This window comes from Bacillota bacterium, from assembly GCA_009711825.1.
Lineage (GTDB): Bacteria > Bacillota > Proteinivoracia > UBA4975 > VEMY01 > VEMY01.
Genome location: VEMY01000002.1, coordinates 16466 through 33071, shown reverse-complemented (window position 1 = coordinate 33071; position 16606 = coordinate 16466). Strand labels below are relative to the sequence as shown.

Sequence of the window (16606 nt, the reverse complement as noted above, 5' to 3'; positions counted from 1 at the left end):
AAAATAGATTCATAACGACCAGGAGGTTGGAGCGATGCACGTACTTATTGTTATCGACATGCAAAGGGATTTTGTTAATCCTGACGGCGCCCTCTCCTTCCCCGGCGCTCAAAAGCTGCTTGCGCCAATTCGGGAGCGCATCCGGGAGTTTCGGGCAGCAAACTGGCCCGTCATCACCACCCAGGACTGGCACGCCCCCGATGACTTGGAATTCGAACGCTTTCCTGTCCATTGCGTGGCGAATACCCGGGGCGCAGAACTTACAGCGGAAATTGACGACGCCCTTGCCGGGTACCAAAACCACAGCTCAATTCGTAAGACCCGCTACAGCGCGTTTCATGACACCGGCCTCCAGTGGCTGCTTGCTGAGCTGAATCCGGAACTTGTGGAAGTGGTCGGTGTCTGCACTAATATCTGTGTTTTGCACACCGTGGAGGAGCTTCGCAACCGCGACATCCCGACAATTGTGCATACAAACTCTGTGGACTCCTTTGACCAGGAAGCCCACAAATTCGCTCTCACACATATGCAAACCATTCTTGGCGCGGAGGTGAAGTAAAATGAAACGTCTTGCTCCCCATGTATTCAAAGTTCCCATTGAACGGATTCGGGCCGGCTACTATTCGGACAAGTATTTCACCCGCTTTGTCGATATCTTGCGACGGGATAAAAAACATCAGTCGGTAATCTACCAGTTTTTCCCCCGGGCCGATTCGGTGATAGCCGGTTTAGATGAAGCCTGCGCCATCCTGCGCTGTGGCACCGGATACTACACCGATGTGGATCAGGCTGATAAGCTGTTCCAACAGTTGCTAAAGGTGGAGGACCAAATCGCCATTGCCGAATACCAACTGGACCGCAAGGGTCTGGAAACAGGAACCAAAGAGCGTATTCAGTTGCGGGAAGCGCTCATGGACCTGTGGGTGGACAAATGGGATGAGTTGGAAGTAAGCGCCTTGTATGACGGCGATAAAGTCCGGTTTGGCGAGCCGGTGTTGGTCATCAAAGGCGATCCGGTTTATTTCGGCTATTTAGAGACTTTGCTGCTGGGCGTTATCGCCCGGGCCACCAGCACTGCCACCAGCGTCAAGCGAGTGGTCGATGCAGCCCAGGACAAGCCAATCATCTTCTTCTCCGCCCGCTTTGACCATCACTGGGTGCAAACCACCGACGGCTATGCCGCCTTCAAAGCCGGCGCCTTCGGCGTCTCCACCGATGCCAACGCCGACTACTGGGGCGCCGAAGCACTGGGCACAATCCCCCACGCTTTAATAGCCTCTTACCAAGGTTCTTCATCGAAAGCCGCCATGGCCTTTGACGAGCACATTCCACCGGAAGTGAACCGGGTAATCCTGGTGGACTGGGACAACGATTGTGTCGGCACCAGTTTACGTGTAATTGGGGACTTCTATAAGAAGTTCACCGGTAAAGATTTCATCCCCGGCCTCACCGACCCCTCGCCGGTAATTGGCCAAGGCAAGAATAAAATCTGGGGCGTGCGACTGGACACCTCGGGTAGCCTTCGGGACAAGTCCGTGATTCCCCATAACGAAGACTCCCTGGGCGTCTGTCCGGAACTTGTCTGGCGGGTTCGGGAGCGTTTTGACCAGGTGGGCCTGGATAAGGTCAAGATCATGGTCTCCGGCGGCTTTGACGAAAAGAAAATCGGCCTCTTTGAACGCCTGGGTGTGCCGGTGGATCTCTACGGCGTTGGCTCTAAGCTCTTGAAAAGCAAAGTCGATGTCACCGCCGACATCGTTGAAGTGGATGGCCGTCCCTGCGCCAAAATTGGCCGCAAAAAAGGGGACTACAGCCGTCTCCACCCCGTCGCCCTCAACGGCAACCAATAGGAGCACGGGGACGGTTCTCCTGCTCCCGCCCACGAACCAGGGCCGGGAGTCACAAATCAAAGCAAAAAAGCCACCATGTGTGGCTAACTAATGATATGCCCCGGGAAATAAATTCCCGGGGCATATCTATATGAACAGCATTGGGCATAGTGCCCAGCACTGTCGGCGGGGAAGAAGCTTTCTTGCTAGTGTCTGCTTCTATAGTATGCGCAAAATTGCGGGCGGTTCGTTTGCTGCGCCTGGAAAATTTATTCGTCCAGCAGATTCGCAATTTCCCGGAGCTGGCGTTTCTTTGAGCTGCTAAACCGTAGCAGCAAATCCTCGATTATTATGCCCAAGGTCCCCAGCACAAACCCTGCTGCCAACACACAGCCCAGTGCTAAAAGCAGGGGGGCAAGCGCCCTATATTCCCAACCGGTGGCAAGCAGCTCCGCCATCAATAACTCAACGGTTTTATCGTAGAACGGGTAGAGCAGAGCGGCCAGAAGGCCGAGAAATTTCAGGGCCCGCAGTGAGTGTTTTCGGGCTTCATTTTGATTTTGACGGCTGAAGGCAGCCAGATCCATTGCGGAGCACGGGGACGGTTCTCCTGCTCCCACCCGCTCCGGGCAAATTTCTTCTATATATTAGTCAACACGCCTTACCAAAGGTTCCCGGCACATAGAGTTAAATTTTTCATAGTCTGTAGCAGGGGGGTGGCATTTATGAACTGGGGTCTCGCACTCAGCGGCGGCGCCCTGCGGGGCGCAGCCCATATCGGGGTGCTGGCGGTTTTGGAAGAAAATGACCTGGCGCCGGATTACATCGCCGGCACCAGCAGCGGCAGCCTGGTCGCGGCCCTCTATGCCCTGGGATTCTCCGCCCGACACATGCAGGAAATCATGCAGGAGCTCTCAGCAGCCAGGCTCTATGATTTAAACATATCCTGGCGAAGCTTTTGGAACCTTTTGTTCAATCTTATTCTCTACATTCTACGGGCGCCGCCACAACTTTATCGACAACTCCCCGACGGTCTGCTCCGGGGGGCAAAGTTGGCAGAGTGGATCGATTCGGTGACGATGCACAAGCGATTCTACGACACCCATATCCCCCTGGCGGTAATGGCGACGGATATTCAATCTGGAGAACCGATTTGCTTCCACAGCGCCGGGCAAAGACTGGAGCGAGCTGCCCTCAGCCAGTCCCTGACCATGGTGGAAGGCAACAACCTGGTGGACGCGCTCCGGGCCAGCACGGCAATACCCGGCGTATTCAGCCCGGTGAAGAAGCATGGCCGCACGCTGGTGGACGGCGGCGTGGTGGACAATTTGCCCAGCGAAGTTCTCAGGGCAATGGGCGCCAACCGCGTGTTGGCGGTAAACCTGGGATATCCCGGCCAACAGCAAAAAAGCCTGGACAACGCATTTACCATCGCCGCCCAGGCTGTAGATATCATGGCCCGACAGATAACCCTGATGCGGGGTGTCCGGGCCGCCGATTATGTGATTAATCCCAAGATATACGATGTGGGCCTGACAGACTTTCACAAGCTCCAGGAGTGCATGGAGCGGGGCGAGAAAGCCGCCAGTGAAGCATTGCCGGATATCCGCGTGCTTCTGAGTTAGGTTACAACGAAAACGATATGCGCTGACCTAAGTCGGGCACCAGCTCGCCGCGGAGATCGCGGCCAGACTGATCGAAGGAGACAGGCGGCAAGAGAATTCTCTCCACCCCTGCTAAATCACATTCCTCCAGGACCGCGAGGTAATCGGAGGCAGTGAGCAACCCAGCGGCGGCAATAGTACCGCCAAAGAACCAGCTCGGCACAGGTTTAACCTGCCAGGCGGCAGGCACAACCTGTTCCCATAACGGGGCGGCCCAGGTTGATGTGAGCAGCAGCACCCTCCCCGCACCCGCTGCCAGCGCCCGGGCCCGTTCCATATCTCCAGGGTCTAGGTCCCGGTCCATCACAACTCCCGATGGACTGCGGGCCTGTTTATTTAGGGTAAGCTCGATGGTCCGCTGCTGTCGGCGCACGCGGAGCAGCGGTTTCTCCAAGCCAAACAATTTGTTAAAAGCGTCAACCCGGCTCCATGGCGCCTGGCCGTTTATCGTCTCAACAACATCGTCGGGCCTGAGAGCGCCGGCGGCAGGGCTGTTGGGCAAAACCCCGGCTACCCGGGGGATGAGATCATTCAGCAAAGGGGGTTCCATAGTCAGGGGCAGAGGAAACTTCTGACGCCAGTCGGAAAGCCGCTCCCGGACCGCCCTCGGAATCGCCTCGATCGCAGCCCAGTCCACCGAAGCCAATTTGGAAAACCCGGGCAAGAGCAGCCGCACGCTGGTGGCTCCGTGCTCACAGGCAAAGGCAATGCTGTTTTCCACATCCTGCCAACCGGTGATATGTGGCATGAGCACAAGGCTGGCATGCCAGGGAAGTTCCAACTTCTGCAGCCTAGCCACAGCCCCCAGCGCCGCTTCCGCCCCATGGGCCCCCATCAGCTCCCGGCGCATACGGGGATTGGCGCTGTTCAGTGAAACCACCAGCTCCAGTGGCCGGGCAGCGGCCAACGCATCAAGATATGCAGCAAGTTTAACCGCATTGGTTGTAAGTTGAATCGGCGTTCGGGGCAGCTGACGGCGCAATTCAACCAGGATTTCGTCAAAATGGGGGTGGAGCAGGGGTTCACCCTCACAAAGTAAGGTGGCTGATTCACCGATGTAAATCTTTTTGTTGCCATCGAGGAATACCATTAGCTCCTGAACCTTGTCCACCGGGAGCTCGCCGAAAAAAACCGCCCTGACCCCAGGCGGATTATAGCGGTGGCTGCAAAATACGCAGCCAACGCCGCAGCGGGAGGTCAGGGGCAGGATATTAAATTTACTTACCGACTGGTGAAGCAGCTGTTCACTCATTTTTGCTTCTGGACGGCGGCAAAGACCTTTTTCGCCAAATCGGCGATATCGTCGCCGGCGCCCATAATCATCGCAAGATCGCCGGGGCGCAGGATTTCCATGAACTTATCCACGATCAGGGCGTGCTTATAGGGCAGGAGGGTGATTGGGCGACCGGTGTTTTTTTCAATCGCTGTGGCCAGAGCCTCGGAAGTTATCCCCGGAATCGGCGCCTCGCCGAAGGGGAAAATCTCCGACATAACCAAGATATCAGTGTCGCCAAATGCGGTACTGAACTCTTTAAACAAAAACTGGGTCCGGGTATAGCGCTTGGGTTGGAAAAACGCCACTACCCGTTTTTTCTGCTGCAATTTGGCCGCCTTGAGGGTCGCAATGATTTCGGTGGGGTGATGGGCATAGTCATCGACCACGGTGATATCATTGTGGGTGCCAATTACCTGGAAGCGACGACGCGCCCCATGGAAGTTGACAATCGCCCGGGCCAGGGCAGTAACGTCCAGCCCCAGCCGATGTCCAACGGCCAGCACGGCCAGCGAATTGAGAACGTTGTGCTCTCCGGGCACGCTCAACCGGACTTCCGCTAGCTTCTCGCCCTGATGGCAGAGATCATAGGTGCTGCCTCCCGGTGAGAACTCAAGATTGTATGCCCGGTAATCGGCGTCCTGGTTAAAGCCGTAGGAATAAACCCGATGGCCAGTTACTTCTTTGTGCATCTCGGCCAAAATCGGATCGTCGGTACAAAGCACCGAGAACCCGTCGGGCTTAATCTTGTCCAAAAACTGGCGATAGGCATCGATAAGCTTGTCAAAATCGCCGTCATAGTTCTCCAGATGATCGGGGTCAACATTTGTGATTATTGCCGCATAGGGGTTGTACTTAAGAAAAGAATGATCGCTCTCGCAGGCTTCCGCCACCACGAACGGGCCCCGGCCCAGCCGGGCGTTGCCCGCCAAATCATCGCTGAAAGCGCCTACCATCACCGTGGGATCATGGCCACAGGCAGACAGAATCAATCCCATCATTGATGTGGTGGTTGTTTTGCCATGGGCGCCGGCAATCGCGATTCCCCGCTCTTCATTGATAATCCGAGCCAGCATATCCGCCCGGTGCAACAAATTCATATTTGCTTCCCGGGCGGCGGAAAGCTCGGGATTATCATTGGGCACCGCACTGGAATATACAACCAAGTCTGCGCCCCTGAGGTAATTGCGGCTGTGGCCTCGATAAATATTGGCTCCCATCCGTTGCAGATTTTCGGTCAACTCAGTGCTGCGTAAATCACTTCCGCTTACAGTGTAACCTCTTTCCAGCATTATGCGGGCGATGGCGCTCATTCCCATGCCGCCAATACCCACAAAATGTACATGTTGTTTGTGCATCTGTTATACCCTCCTATGTTTCCTCCCCGTTAAATTCTACTAATGCGTCTTATTTCCCTGCAAACCACAGTGCCAGTTCTTTGCAAGTTCGTGGCTTACCTTCCAAATGTCTCCGGCGCCCATGGTAATAATCAAATCTCCGGGCTGACACTGTTCCTGGACATGGGCTACAATCTTCTCAAACCCACTTATCTGCAGGACTACGCCCTCATGTTGGGCGGCCATTGCCTCCGCCAGGCGGGCTGAGCTAATGCCGGGCAGTGGCTTTTCCGAGGCGGCGTAAATTTCGTCGAGAATGACAATGTCGGCGTCATTGAACGCGGTAGCAAACTCATCCATAAAATACTGGGTGCGGGTGTAGCGATGGGGCTGAAATATTGCGATTACGCGGCCGGAGCCGGCACGGCGGGCCGCCTCCAAAGTCGCCTTGACCTCGGTGGGATGATGGGCATAGTCGTCTACAATCAGGATGTCCCCATCGGCCAGGACCTGAAACCGGCGTTTAGCCGCCTGAAACTTGCCGAGAGCAGTGACGACAGCTTCGACACTGACCCCCAGCTCAAGGGCCACAGCCGCCGCGGCCGTTGCATTTAACACATTATGCCTGCCGGGCACGGCCAAGCGAATATCGGCCAAATGTTCATCTCTGCGATAGAGGCTGAACTCGCTGCCACGGGGCAGCAGCTTCTGATTCCGTGCCGCATAATCACCCCCCTCATAACCAAAGGTCAAAATCTGGCAGCGGCCATGATGGCGAATCTGCTTAAACCACTCATCGCCCTCGGGCACAATCGCGAACCCCTCGGGATAGACATTGTGCAAAAAACGGCCATAGCCTTTGAGCAGGCGGCTGAAATCGCCGTCATAATGCTCTAGGTGGTCGGGTTCGATATTGGTGATTACAGCAATCCAGGGTTGATAGCGAGCGAAAGATTCATCGCTCTCGTCCGCTTCTGCAATCAAATATTCACTTTTCCCCAGCTTGGCGGTACCGGAAAAACTCTTGATTTCACCGCCAATCAAGGCAGTGGGGTCTAAGCGGGCAGTCTCCATGATCTGGGCAAGCATCGTCGTTGTAGTTGTCTTCCCATGGGCGCCAGATACGGCAATACCTTTGTGGCTGTTTAAAAACTCGGCCAGCAATTCGGAACGATGCAGCACCGTCCCTTGGCGTCTGGCAGCTTGTAATTCAGTATTCTCAGCCGGTATTGCCGTTGAATAAACAAATAAATCTCTTCCTTCAACATGTTCCTCAGAATGGCCAAAGAAAATTTCCGCCCCCATCTCGGTGAGGTGGCGGGTGATATCAGAAGGAGTTAAATCAGAGCCGCTGACCTGGTAACCCATTTCCAACAGCAACTTGGCCAGGGCACTCATGCCATAGCCCCCGATACCAATAAGATGTATGCTTTTGGCTCCGTTAAACATGCCCTCACATCCTTGCTTTTTCAGTTTTATACATCAGAGTATGATATTTGCCCATGTGAGGTGTATCTAAATAATAGTATTCCTTCTCCATTGCCACTTATTAACTCACCCATAAAAAAAAGAGCCGTGCGGCTCTTTAGCGATTTGGTAACGGAAAGTGTTTCTTTAATATTGGGTAGAGAATCAGGGCGGCAACGATCATTAAAATGCCGGTGAACTGGGCGATGGTAATGTTAGGCAGTATTTCGGGGTTATCCCGCAAAAGTTCAATCAGGAAGCGTCCGACACCATAACCGGCAAGGTAAAAGAGAAACGCCTGGCCGCTGAACTGACGGCGTTTGCGAAACCAGAGGGCAAACAGGAACAAAATCAGGGCGAGGGCCACCGAATAGAGCTGAGTTGGGTGCCGGGGAAGCAGAAGGCCCGGAAATGTAACACCAAACACTGTCTCTGTGGTGTGACCGACGCAGCATCCCGCCAAAAAACAGCCGATGCGCCCCATGCCGTAACCCACGGGAATCAGAATCGCCGCCAAATCGGCTATTTCCCAGAGGGGTAGACGCTTGCGGATGATAAACGCCACCGCGGCCAACACACCGCCGATCAGGCCGCCCAAAAACACAAGCCCACCGTCCCAGAAACGGAAGACCGCCATGGGATTAGCGGAATAATAAGTCCATTCATAGGCGACTATGTAGTTAATGTATGCGCCCAGCAGGCCACCAAGAATTGCGATAACGGTCAAGTCAAAGAAACTCTCTGGATTGACGCCGATTGATGGCGACCACCGGCGCCCCAGGAAAACGATAAGGATAAAGCCCAACGCGAGTAATAGACCGTAGGAATAGACTGTGAGATTTCCGATTTCAAATAGTATTGGATGCATAAATTTCCCTCCCGTTGTTTAATTCGTTAAATGCTGCATTTTTCCTGCAAATAACAATAACAACCAAACACGCTTTCGGTTATCCACACTATCCACAGGGTTATCCACAGTTATCAAGGCAGAAAGGACAAGCTTTCACAGATTTATCCACAGTATCCACAGGTTATTCACATAATATCTGCCCACTTATACACATGCTGACGAGGCCTGAAATACAAGGCCTCGTCAATTTTATCCACAGTACCCACAGGTAAACTTCTACAGCTATCAACAAGTTTCTCCACAATCCGTCAAATTTAGACCGGGTACGGCATTGAGATCCGAATCGCCAAACTCACCCCTTTGATACAAAGGCCAGGCAGCGGCGCTAATCATCGCCGCATTGTCTGTGCATAGCGAAAGCGGCGGCACCGTCAGTGGCACCCCCAGCTCGGCAGCCCGGGCCGCCAGGGCAGTCCGCAGGCTGGAGTTTGCGGCTACCCCCCCGGCCAGGCAGAGAGTCGCCGGTCGCTTCGCGATCACGGCCCGGGCAGTCTTTTCCACCAAAACGTCTACCACTGCCGCCTGGAAGGACGCAGCCACATTAGCCGGGATATAGCTGATTCCCCGCTGGCGACAGTTGTGGACATAGTTCATCACCGCCGTCTTCAGACCGCTGAAGCTGAAGTCCAAGGTCTCCGGTTCCAGCAGCACCCGGGGGAAATCCAGCACCGGCCGGCCCTCGCCGGCAAGTTTGTCCACCGCCGGCCCTCCCGGGTATCCAAGGTCCAGGATCCGCGCCACCTTGTCGTAGGCCTCGCCGGCAGCATCATCCCGGGTTGCTCCCAGGGTCTGAAATTCTAGATCCTTCTCCATATAAATCAACTCGGTATGGCCACCGGAAACCACAAGACAGAGCAGGGGAAACTGGGGCGGTTCGGGGGCGAGCATATTGGCATAAATATGCCCGGCCATGTGGTTTACGGCCACCAGCGGTTTGCCCAGGGCCCAGGCAATTGCCTTGGCGGTGGTAACGCCGATTAATAGCGCTCCCACCAACCCGGGGCCCTGGGTAACCGCCAAGGCGTCAATCTCCGGCCAGTCCAGGCCACTGTCGGACAGGGCGCGGCGAATCAAGGGATTCAGAGTCAAGAGATGCTGACGGGAGGCAATCTCGGGCACAACGCCACCAAAGCGGGCATGGGTCTCAACCTGGGATGCCACTTGATTGGTGAGAATACGCTGGCCCTCTTCCACTATCGCCACTGCCGTCTCATCGCAGGATGTTTCAATTGCCAGGATTTTAGCCATCGTCTTGCTCATTCCTTTCCAGCCAAGCGGCAATATCGTCCAACCACATAATCACCGCGTCCTCGTTATTGTCGGTATAATAGCGGGGCCGAATGCCGGCTTCCTTAAATCCCAGGCCGAGATAAAGTTTTTGGGCCGGGATATTGCTCTTACGAACTTCCAGGGTCATGCGCCGCGCCCCTTCATGGAGGGACAGCTGCAACAGGCGCCGCAGCAATTTCCGGGCAATCCCCCGCCGCTGCCAATTTGGGGCGACAGCAATATTGGTCACATGGGCCTCGTCAAGAACCAGCCAGATGCCGGCATAGCCAATTACCTCACCATCACCGGTTTGGGCGACCAGGTACTGGGCATAGGGGTTTTCCCTAACCTCACCGGAGAACACGCCGCTGCTCCAGGGGGTGGTAAAACACTGGGCTTCAATTGCCATCACAGCATTTAGGTGCTCGGGGCGCATCTGCCTGATCTGAACATCAGCAGCCATGCCCGGCCTCCTGCTTGCGACGCCATTGCAACTCTGCCTGGGATTCCCGCAAATATAACGGTGTCAGTTGGTCCGGGTGAGTGCCACCCTCCCGGGCGTAAATTGCCAGGGCCAAATCGGCCAGGGCCGCGGCCCGATTCAGCCGCTGATGCAGGGGCAGCCGCCTGGGAGCGGGCAGGTTACCTGCTGCCTGCCAGACAATGTCCACACCGTCGCCACAAAACCAAATCGGCTCATCATAAGCGCTGAGCAAATCCATCAGCTCCGACGCCGCCAGGGCCTGATCGGCCAGAAGCGGCTGGGGCGCGCCATCGCCGCACCGGTAGAGGCCGGTGTAAACCTGATCCCGGCGGGCGTTGAGGGCCGGACAGACCAGTCCGGCGCCAGAGAAATTGTGGGCCAACACCGCCAGAGTCGACACGCCGACAACCGGCAAGTCTAGGGCCAGTCCCAGTCCCTTGGCGGTGGCAATGCCGATGCGCAGACCGGTAAAGGAGCCGGGCCCGCGGCTCACGGCAATTAAGTGCAAATCCCGAGGTTCAGCGTCGGCCTCCCGGAACAGAGAATCCATCAGGGGCATGAGCCGCTGGGAATGAGTCCGGGGTATATTGGTGGTCACCTCTGCCACCAGTTTCCCCTCCCGCACCAAGGCGGCGGAGCAGGCGCTGGTGGTGGTATCAAGAGCCAAGATTAACATCGCTCATCAACTCCTCAGCCAGTTTTCTATGCCTGTCACCCCGGGGTTCCAGACGCAGACGGCGCCGGTCCTCGCCCAGGTGCTGTATGTGAATGCCCAAGCGTTCCGGGGGCAGCAACTCTTCGGCAATTTGCGGCCATTCAATTGCCACAACGCCGGCAGCAGCCACATATTCTTCCAGGCCCAGTTCCCAGACCTCATCCGGGTCATCTAAGCGGTAAAGATCAAAATGGCTCAGGGGCAACCTGCCCCGGTATTCGCGGATAATTGTAAACGTCGGGCTGTTTACATTCGCTGCCACGTCTAAGCCCTGGGCCAACCCTTGGACAAAACTTGTCTTGCCGGCGCCCAAATCGCCGTAGAGTAAAATCAGGGTCCTGGGCGAGGCAAGCTCTCCCAGGCGCCGGGCCAGATTTTGGGTTTCGGCGGCGCATGTGGTTGTAAATTCCATGATTGTTCACTCCTGCACCAACAATTGTCAGGTTCAATTATATCATATCATGTACAGCAAAAAGGCCGACTATATAAAACGAGTCTGCCTTTTTGTAGCGGAAATATTACGCCTGGCGCGATTCCCTGCCGGAAAACTGACGGCCAAACCTTGAACCATTCGGATAGCGTTAACCACAATCCGGGCACACTCCGCATAATCTCTCCTGCAAGCATCTTATTTCCCGCATTTTATCACTCTCCAAACCGGCGCGGACAACTGCTTCTACACCGGAAACACTTTTTCAGGACGAATCCCTTCTCACTCACATAATTGGATAGCGGCCGACAGAGTTTTTGGTCCGCAGTTCTGCCATCCAATGCCCCCACGGGGCATGCCTCTAAGCAAACTTGACAGTCAGGCGGACAATGCCGGTACTGGGCCGGTTTGTCGGCTTTTAGCTCCTGGTCGGTAAGCACTGCGCCAATTTGCAGCATATTTCCCAGGCGTTGATTCCAGAGCAAAGTGTTGCGCCCCAGCACGCCCGGCCAGGTTCCCTGCATGCCGGAGACTGAGGATTGCCTGGCCCCGTTCCCGTTCCGCGTCCCAATGTAGGTACGGATCGTCGGAAGGAATAGGCACTGCCCTTAGAGTATGACTTTCCAACCACAGACAAATCCGGATGGAGAGGTCATCCACCATCTGGGTAAGAACTTGATTGACGTATGTATAGGGGACAATATTTTCTGCATCAATCGCTGTTACCGGCAATTGGCTGGCAAACACAAGCACTGAGCGGGTCTCGCTCCAGATATCGCGGGGATGAAAGCCGGCAGGCGCGCCGGCAAAGCTCTCTACTGCGGCTATACCACATACATCTGCGCCCAACCGATAAATCTCGTCTTTAATTGCCTGGGCCGTTAATGGCTGCTCCATCTCCATACCTCCCTAAATTTTTGCTGAGTATTCTGTTTGTCTCCGGCCGAAAGCCCAGTGAACGGTACCAGGAATATGCCCGTTGATTGGCCAGGGTAACGGCCAAACTGAGGGCACGGATATCCGGAAGTGTAGCAACATACTCCATAAAACGCCTGCCCAGACCCACGCCCCGATGCCGGGGCCGGACATACAACTCGTCGATTCAGAGAACATCGCCGCCATATTCATTGCTCCACAGCCGCAGCAAAATGCCGTAACCGGCTGGCTCAGCTCCGACCTGGAGAATCACCACTCTTCTGCGGAAACTCGTGCAGGTGGCGCACAGTGCGGGCAAGTTTATCTGCATCCATTGGCTCACCCTCCGGGTCCTCGGAGTAGAGGGCCATCACCATGTCCAAAAGCAGATTCCAGTCTTTAGACGTATAGTCGCGGAAAAAGAAGTTCATTTTCAACACCTCAACAGACATATTCCTGTACAACCGCAGAACTCCTGCCTCCCAGCATGGGTTTATGATTATGACATTTAGTTTATTGACACTGGTCTCCGTGATATGTATACTGATACCATTGCTGACTGACCAGTCAGTCAGGAAGGAGGACATCGATGGAAGCTAAGCGCAAGCTGATTCTTGCCGCCGCTGCCGGCATCATCGAACAACACGGCAGCCAGTTTACAATTGAGCATGTGGCCCAGGCAGCCGGTGTCGCCAAGGGCACTGTCTATCTATATTTCGACAGCAAAACAGCTTTAGTAGAGCAGGTCCTGGTGTCGGCTGTGGAAGAAATGCAGCAAGTGCTTGAGAAAGCGAATAGAGGCAACTCATGCAGCGCGCGTCTCAGCAGCATGATTGCCGCTCACTTCAAGCATATTAACGCACGTTCGCCCCTGATCCACAAACTTGTGGCCACCGAACCGGAGCTGCTTGGTAACCTGAAACAAGAATTTCTGCCCCGGGTTTTAGCAATTCACCAAACTTATTCGGCGCTTCTAAGTCAGGGAATTAAGTCTGGCGAATTTCGCCCCCATGATACAAAAATTATTGCGGCCAGCCTGCTGGCAATGATTCATAATCTGGCGGTCAGCACCTCGATTTTCAATCATCAGGCCCAGCCCCGGCAGATCCTTGCCGAAGTTCTGTCCATGCTTGGAAAGGGAATCACCGAGACCAGTTATGCGTTTAAAAACCTGTTGGAGCATGAGGAGGACGTTAAACAGTGCAAAGTCTGATAAAATTCGCCGTCAACCGTAAAGTTACTATCTTGATGCTGATTGCAGCTGTTCTGCTCTTGGGCAGCGTGTCCTAGGGCCGCACCCCGGTGGATCTGTTTCCCGATATTAATCTGCCGGTGATGGCAGTCTCCTCTTCCTATCCGGGCGCCGCTCCAGAAGAGGTGGAACAACAAGTTACCCGGCCCTTAGAAGGGGCCTTGGGGGCCCCTGGGCAATATTCAAGAGGTCCAGTCAATCTCCAGCCCCGAGAACTCAATGATAATTCTTCAGTTTGCCTGGGGCACAGACATGGACGCCATTGCCATCGACGTCCGGGAGAGTCTGGACCAGGTGGGCCGCTTTCTGCCCGATGACGCTTCTGCTCCCTCGCTGTTCAAGTTCGACCCGTCGATGATGCCGCTGATGAGTGTGGCTGTGGGCTCCGATGAACATAATCTCGTGGAGCTGCAGCGCCTGGGCGAGCTTGTCGCCCAACGCCTGGAGCGGGTTCCCGGCGTCGCCTCTGCCTAAGTCAGCGGTGGCCTAGAGGAAGAAGTGACCGTGGTGGTGGACGGCGAGCGATTGGAGGAGTTTGGCCTTACACTGGAAAGCGTCACCAACGCCCTGCGGATTGCCAATATCAATGTGCCTGGGGGCAATGTCACCGAGGACGATACCCGCTGGCAGATCCGCACGTTGGTCAGCACCCAAACAGTGGATGCGCTGAAGGAACTGATGATTGGCGCCACTGTCCGGGAAATCCCGGGCCAACCGGAACCAGTGCCGGTGCCGGTGCGGCTGGCGGATGTGGCGGAAATTTCGCTGCAGGCCCAACCGACGGAAACGATTACCCGGCTCAACGCGCAGCCGAATATATCCATCAGTCTCAACAAACGTTCCGATGCCAATACCGTAGTCACCGCCAACCAAATTCGGGCGGAACTGGATACCCTGAGTGAAGAGTTTACGGGCCTCACCTTTACGCCGGTGGATGGTCAGTCCCAGTTCATCCAACTGTCCATTGACTCAATCATCACCAACGCTCTATTTGGCGGGCTGCTGGCGCTCTTGATCCTGCTTCTGTTCCTCAGGAGTGTGCGCAACACGCTGATCATTGCAATATCAATCCCTGTTTCCGTGGTCAGCACATTTATCCTCATGTATTTCGCCGGCCTAACGGTAAACATGATGACTTTGAGCGGCATCGCCTTGGGCGTCGGTATGCTGGTGGATAACGCTATCGTCGTCATCGAAAACATCTACCGGCACTTAGAGCAAGGCGATGGGCCCAAGGAGGCGGCCATCAACGGCGCCAAAGAAGTGGCGATGGCAATTACCGCCTCCACCCTCACAACTGTAGCCGTCTTCCTGCCGGTGGTCTTCGTCGGCGGCATCGCCGGAATTTTGTTCGAGGAACTGGCGCTGACGGTCAGTTTTGCGCTCTTGGCATCGCTGGCGGTGGCCCTGACGGTCATCCCCATGCTTTCCGCGGTCTTTGCCAAGCGACTAAAACCGATTAAGACGTCGCGCCTAAACATTCTGCCCTTTTACCGCCGGGCCTTGGCCTGGGCCCTGAGCAAACGGGTGCTGGTGCTGGTGGTCACTGCCCTGCTGTTTGTGGGCAGTCTGGCACTGGTTCCCCGCTTGGGCGGCGAATTCATCCCCGCCTTTGACGAAGGCACCGGCTCCATCAACGTCACATTACCTGCCGACGCCACCCTGGAAGAAACGGAAGCGGCAGTCGCAAAAGTTGAAGCTGTCCTGCTGGCCGATGCCGATGTGGAATTAATCAGCACCACTATTGGCGGTGGCGGCGGTGGCGGCATGGGCGCCATGTTTGGCCGTAGCGGCTCCAGCGGCCAGGCCAATCAGGCGCGAATCAGTTTTCAATTGGCGCCCATCGAAGAGCGGGGTATCAGCACCGCACGCTTTATGGAGGAGCTGGAGCCCAAGCTCCCGGAAATCCCGGATGTTGAGATTGGCATCCGCCAGCAACGTTCGGCAGCCGGCGGTGGCATGTTTGGCGGCAGCTCGGTGGAAGTGGAAATCACCGGCACCGATTTGGAACAACTGGCTGCATATGCCGAAGAACTGCAGAATCGAATCAGCGATTTAGAGTATGTCAATGAAACGTCCAGCTCCATCAGCCAGGAAAATCCCGAAGTCCATGTGCAGGTTGACCTGGAGCGGGCCATGCTGATGGGGATCAATCCGATGCAGGTGGGCAGCGCCATTCGCTCGGCCTTCCAAAGCACCACGGCCACCAATATTTCCAGCTCTGGATATGACCTTTCGGTAATCGTCGGTCTACAAGCAGAGCAACGGGACAGTATAGAAGATGTGGCCCGGGTGGTTGTTTCCAATCAGAGCGGTCGGGTAGTCCGGGTGGAAGATGTGGCCGAAGTTGAAACTGCCCACGGCCCCCGGGCAATCAACCGTCGCGATAACCAACGTTATGTCACCGTCACTGCTAATTTGACCGACACCGACATGTTCCGGGCCCAACGGGATATCCAGATGATAATGGACGAATTTAACCTGGCCAGCGGTTACAACATGAGCTTCCAGGGCCAGATCATGGAAATGGAGGAAGCATTCAGCGGCCTGTTGCTGGCCCTGGCGCTGGCAATCGCCCTGGTCTACATGGTCATGGCTTCCCAATTCGAGTCCCTGATTCATCCGTTTACGGTTATGTTCACTTTGCCCTTGGCGGCGATTGGCGTGATTGGCGTCCTGCTGGTGACCGGGTCCAATTTGAGCATCATCGCGACGATTGGAATTGTCGTCCTGGCCGGGATTGTGGTCAACAATGCGATTGTGCTGGTCGATTACGTCAACCAGCTCCGGGCCCGAGACCTGTCGGTGGATGAGGCGCTGCTGGAAGCGGGGCAGACCCGACTGCGGCCAATCCTCATGACCACCCTCACCACCATCCTGGCGATGATTCCCTTGGCGGTTCGCAGCGGCTCCGGCATGGAGATGCAGCAACCGCTGGCCCTGACAGTCATCGGCGGCCTGGCTGTAGGCGCTTTGCTGACCTTGTTCATCATCCCCCTGATTTACAAAACCTTTGAACGTCTACTGCCTAAGGCAACAAATATTGTCCAGGAATAAGGTT

The 16606-nt window shown here is 55.5% G+C and carries 18 protein-coding genes and 1 pseudogene; 7 read left to right on the top strand and 12 right to left on the bottom strand.

Annotated elements, in window-relative coordinates:
• Window positions 1–34: 34 nt before the first annotated feature.
• Together FH749_01365 and FH749_01360 are read left to right on the top strand one after the other, a co-directional pair.
• Complete coding sequence (locus FH749_01365) at window positions 35–559, top strand: cysteine hydrolase (GenBank protein ID MTI94127.1); 525 nt, start codon at window positions 35–37, stop codon at window positions 557–559.
• 1 nt (window position 560) lies between these two features.
• Window positions 561–1850 carry a nicotinate phosphoribosyltransferase gene (locus FH749_01360; GenBank protein MTI94126.1) on the top strand — a complete coding sequence of 430 codons (1290 nt, stop codon included), beginning with the start codon at window positions 561–563 and terminating at the stop codon, window positions 1848–1850.
• Window positions 1851–2098: 248 nt separating this feature from the next.
• Here FH749_01360 and FH749_01355 read toward each other — a convergent pair whose 3' ends face one another.
• The gene (locus tag FH749_01355; GenBank protein ID MTI94125.1) at window positions 2099–2416 is read right to left on the bottom strand and encodes a hypothetical protein; all 318 of its coding nucleotides are present in this window, start codon (window positions 2414–2416) and stop codon (window positions 2099–2101) included.
• A 138-nt stretch (window positions 2417–2554) separates the two neighbouring features.
• Here FH749_01355 and FH749_01350 point away from each other — a divergent pair, with 138 nt between their 5' ends.
• Window positions 2555–3454, top strand: a complete 900-nt coding sequence (locus tag FH749_01350) for a patatin-like phospholipase family protein (GenBank protein MTI94124.1) — start codon at window positions 2555–2557, stop codon at window positions 3452–3454.
• Window position 3455: 1 nt separating this feature from the next.
• Here the strand turns inward: FH749_01350 and FH749_01345 are convergent, their stop codons facing one another.
• From FH749_01345 to FH749_01295, 11 genes and pseudogenes are all read right to left on the bottom strand, one after another.
• Window positions 3456–4745 carry a DUF512 domain-containing protein gene (locus tag FH749_01345; protein ID MTI94123.1) on the bottom strand — a complete coding sequence of 430 codons (1290 nt, stop codon included), beginning with the start codon at window positions 4743–4745 and terminating at the stop codon, window positions 3456–3458.
• On the bottom strand, window positions 4742–6124 hold the full coding sequence (locus FH749_01340; GenBank protein MTI94122.1) for a UDP-N-acetylmuramate--L-alanine ligase: 1383 nt from the start codon (window positions 6122–6124) through the stop codon (window positions 4742–4744). The genes FH749_01345 and FH749_01340 overlap by 4 nt, the downstream gene beginning before the upstream one ends.
• Window positions 6125–6163: 39 nt before the next feature.
• Window positions 6164–7552 (bottom strand): UDP-N-acetylmuramate--L-alanine ligase, encoded by a 1389-nt coding sequence (locus tag FH749_01335; protein ID MTI94121.1) that lies wholly within the window; start codon window positions 7550–7552, stop codon window positions 6164–6166.
• Window positions 7553–7688: 136 nt separating this feature from the next.
• Entirely contained in the window at window positions 7689–8438 is a 750-nt protein-coding gene (gene lgt / locus FH749_01330; GenBank protein MTI94120.1) for a prolipoprotein diacylglyceryl transferase, read from the bottom strand.
• A 267-nt stretch (window positions 8439–8705) separates the two neighbouring features.
• The gene (gene tsaD / locus FH749_01325; GenBank protein ID MTI94119.1) at window positions 8706–9728 is read right to left on the bottom strand and encodes a tRNA (adenosine(37)-N6)-threonylcarbamoyltransferase complex transferase subunit TsaD; all 1023 of its coding nucleotides are present in this window, start codon (window positions 9726–9728) and stop codon (window positions 8706–8708) included.
• Complete coding sequence (gene rimI / locus FH749_01320) at window positions 9721–10212, bottom strand: ribosomal-protein-alanine N-acetyltransferase (GenBank protein ID MTI94118.1); 492 nt, start codon at window positions 10210–10212, stop codon at window positions 9721–9723. Before rimI ends, tsaD begins: the two co-directional genes overlap by 8 nt.
• Window positions 10202–10909 carry a tRNA (adenosine(37)-N6)-threonylcarbamoyltransferase complex dimerization subunit type 1 TsaB gene (gene tsaB / locus FH749_01315; GenBank protein ID MTI94117.1) on the bottom strand — a complete coding sequence of 236 codons (708 nt, stop codon included), beginning with the start codon at window positions 10907–10909 and terminating at the stop codon, window positions 10202–10204. Before tsaB ends, rimI begins: the two co-directional genes overlap by 11 nt.
• Entirely contained in the window at window positions 10890–11360 is a 471-nt protein-coding gene (tsaE, locus tag FH749_01310; GenBank protein MTI94116.1) for a tRNA (adenosine(37)-N6)-threonylcarbamoyltransferase complex ATPase subunit type 1 TsaE, read from the bottom strand. The genes tsaB and tsaE overlap by 20 nt, the downstream gene beginning before the upstream one ends.
• Before the next feature lie 233 nt (window positions 11361–11593).
• Window positions 11594–12275, bottom strand: a pseudogene (locus tag FH749_01305) (epoxyqueuosine reductase).
• A complete protein-coding gene (locus tag FH749_01300) occupies window positions 12244–12480 on the bottom strand; it encodes a GNAT family N-acetyltransferase (protein MTI94115.1) in 237 nt (78 codons plus the stop codon). Before FH749_01300 ends, FH749_01305 begins: the two are co-directional and overlap by 32 nt.
• A 64-nt stretch (window positions 12481–12544) precedes the next feature.
• Window positions 12545–12757 carry a hypothetical protein gene (locus tag FH749_01295; GenBank protein ID MTI94114.1) on the bottom strand — a complete coding sequence of 71 codons (213 nt, stop codon included), beginning with the start codon at window positions 12755–12757 and terminating at the stop codon, window positions 12545–12547.
• A gap of 125 nt (window positions 12758–12882) precedes the next feature.
• On the opposite strand from FH749_01295, the gene FH749_01290 reads away from it, so the two are divergent.
• The 4 genes from FH749_01290 to FH749_01275 all read left to right on the top strand — a co-directional run bounded on the left by FH749_01290 (window position 12883) and on the right by FH749_01275 (window position 16602).
• The gene (locus FH749_01290; protein ID MTI94113.1) at window positions 12883–13506 is read left to right on the top strand and encodes a TetR/AcrR family transcriptional regulator; all 624 of its coding nucleotides are present in this window, start codon (window positions 12883–12885) and stop codon (window positions 13504–13506) included.
• An 89-nt stretch (window positions 13507–13595) separates the two neighbouring features.
• Window positions 13596–13862, top strand: a complete 267-nt coding sequence (locus FH749_01285) for an efflux RND transporter permease subunit (protein MTI94112.1) — start codon at window positions 13596–13598, stop codon at window positions 13860–13862.
• Window positions 13717–14019 (top strand): efflux RND transporter permease subunit, encoded by a 303-nt coding sequence (locus FH749_01280; protein ID MTI94111.1) that lies wholly within the window; start codon window positions 13717–13719, stop codon window positions 14017–14019. The genes FH749_01285 and FH749_01280 overlap by 146 nt, the downstream gene beginning before the upstream one ends.
• Before the next feature lie 24 nt (window positions 14020–14043).
• Window positions 14044–16602, top strand: a complete 2559-nt coding sequence (locus FH749_01275; GenBank protein MTI94110.1) for an efflux RND transporter permease subunit — start codon at window positions 14044–14046, stop codon at window positions 16600–16602.
• The last annotated feature ends 4 nt before the right edge of the window (window positions 16603–16606 follow it).

Coding starts and splice junctions, on each gene's coding strand:
- FH749_01365 (MTI94127.1), top strand. CDS start 35: ATGCACGTACTTATTGTTATCGACATGCAAAGGGATTTTGTTAATCCT.
- FH749_01360 (MTI94126.1), top strand. CDS start 561: ATGAAACGTCTTGCTCCCCATGTATTCAAAGTTCCCATTGAACGGATT.
- FH749_01355 (MTI94125.1), bottom strand. CDS start 2,416: ATGGATCTGGCTGCCTTCAGCCGTCAAAATCAAAATGAAGCCCGAAAA.
- FH749_01350 (MTI94124.1), top strand. CDS start 2,555: ATGAACTGGGGTCTCGCACTCAGCGGCGGCGCCCTGCGGGGCGCAGCC.
- FH749_01345 (MTI94123.1), bottom strand. CDS start 4,745: ATGAGTGAACAGCTGCTTCACCAGTCGGTAAGTAAATTTAATATCCTG.
- FH749_01340 (MTI94122.1), bottom strand. CDS start 6,124: ATGCACAAACAACATGTACATTTTGTGGGTATTGGCGGCATGGGAATG.
- FH749_01335 (MTI94121.1), bottom strand. CDS start 7,552: ATGTTTAACGGAGCCAAAAGCATACATCTTATTGGTATCGGGGGCTAT.
- lgt (MTI94120.1), bottom strand. CDS start 8,438: ATGCATCCAATACTATTTGAAATCGGAAATCTCACAGTCTATTCCTAC.
- tsaD (MTI94119.1), bottom strand. CDS start 9,728: ATGGCTAAAATCCTGGCAATTGAAACATCCTGCGATGAGACGGCAGTG.
- rimI (MTI94118.1), bottom strand. CDS start 10,212: ATGGCTGCTGATGTTCAGATCAGGCAGATGCGCCCCGAGCACCTAAAT.
- tsaB (MTI94117.1), bottom strand. CDS start 10,909: ATGTTAATCTTGGCTCTTGATACCACCACCAGCGCCTGCTCCGCCGCC.
- tsaE (MTI94116.1), bottom strand. CDS start 11,360: ATGGAATTTACAACCACATGCGCCGCCGAAACCCAAAATCTGGCCCGG.
- FH749_01290 (MTI94113.1), top strand. CDS start 12,883: ATGGAAGCTAAGCGCAAGCTGATTCTTGCCGCCGCTGCCGGCATCATC.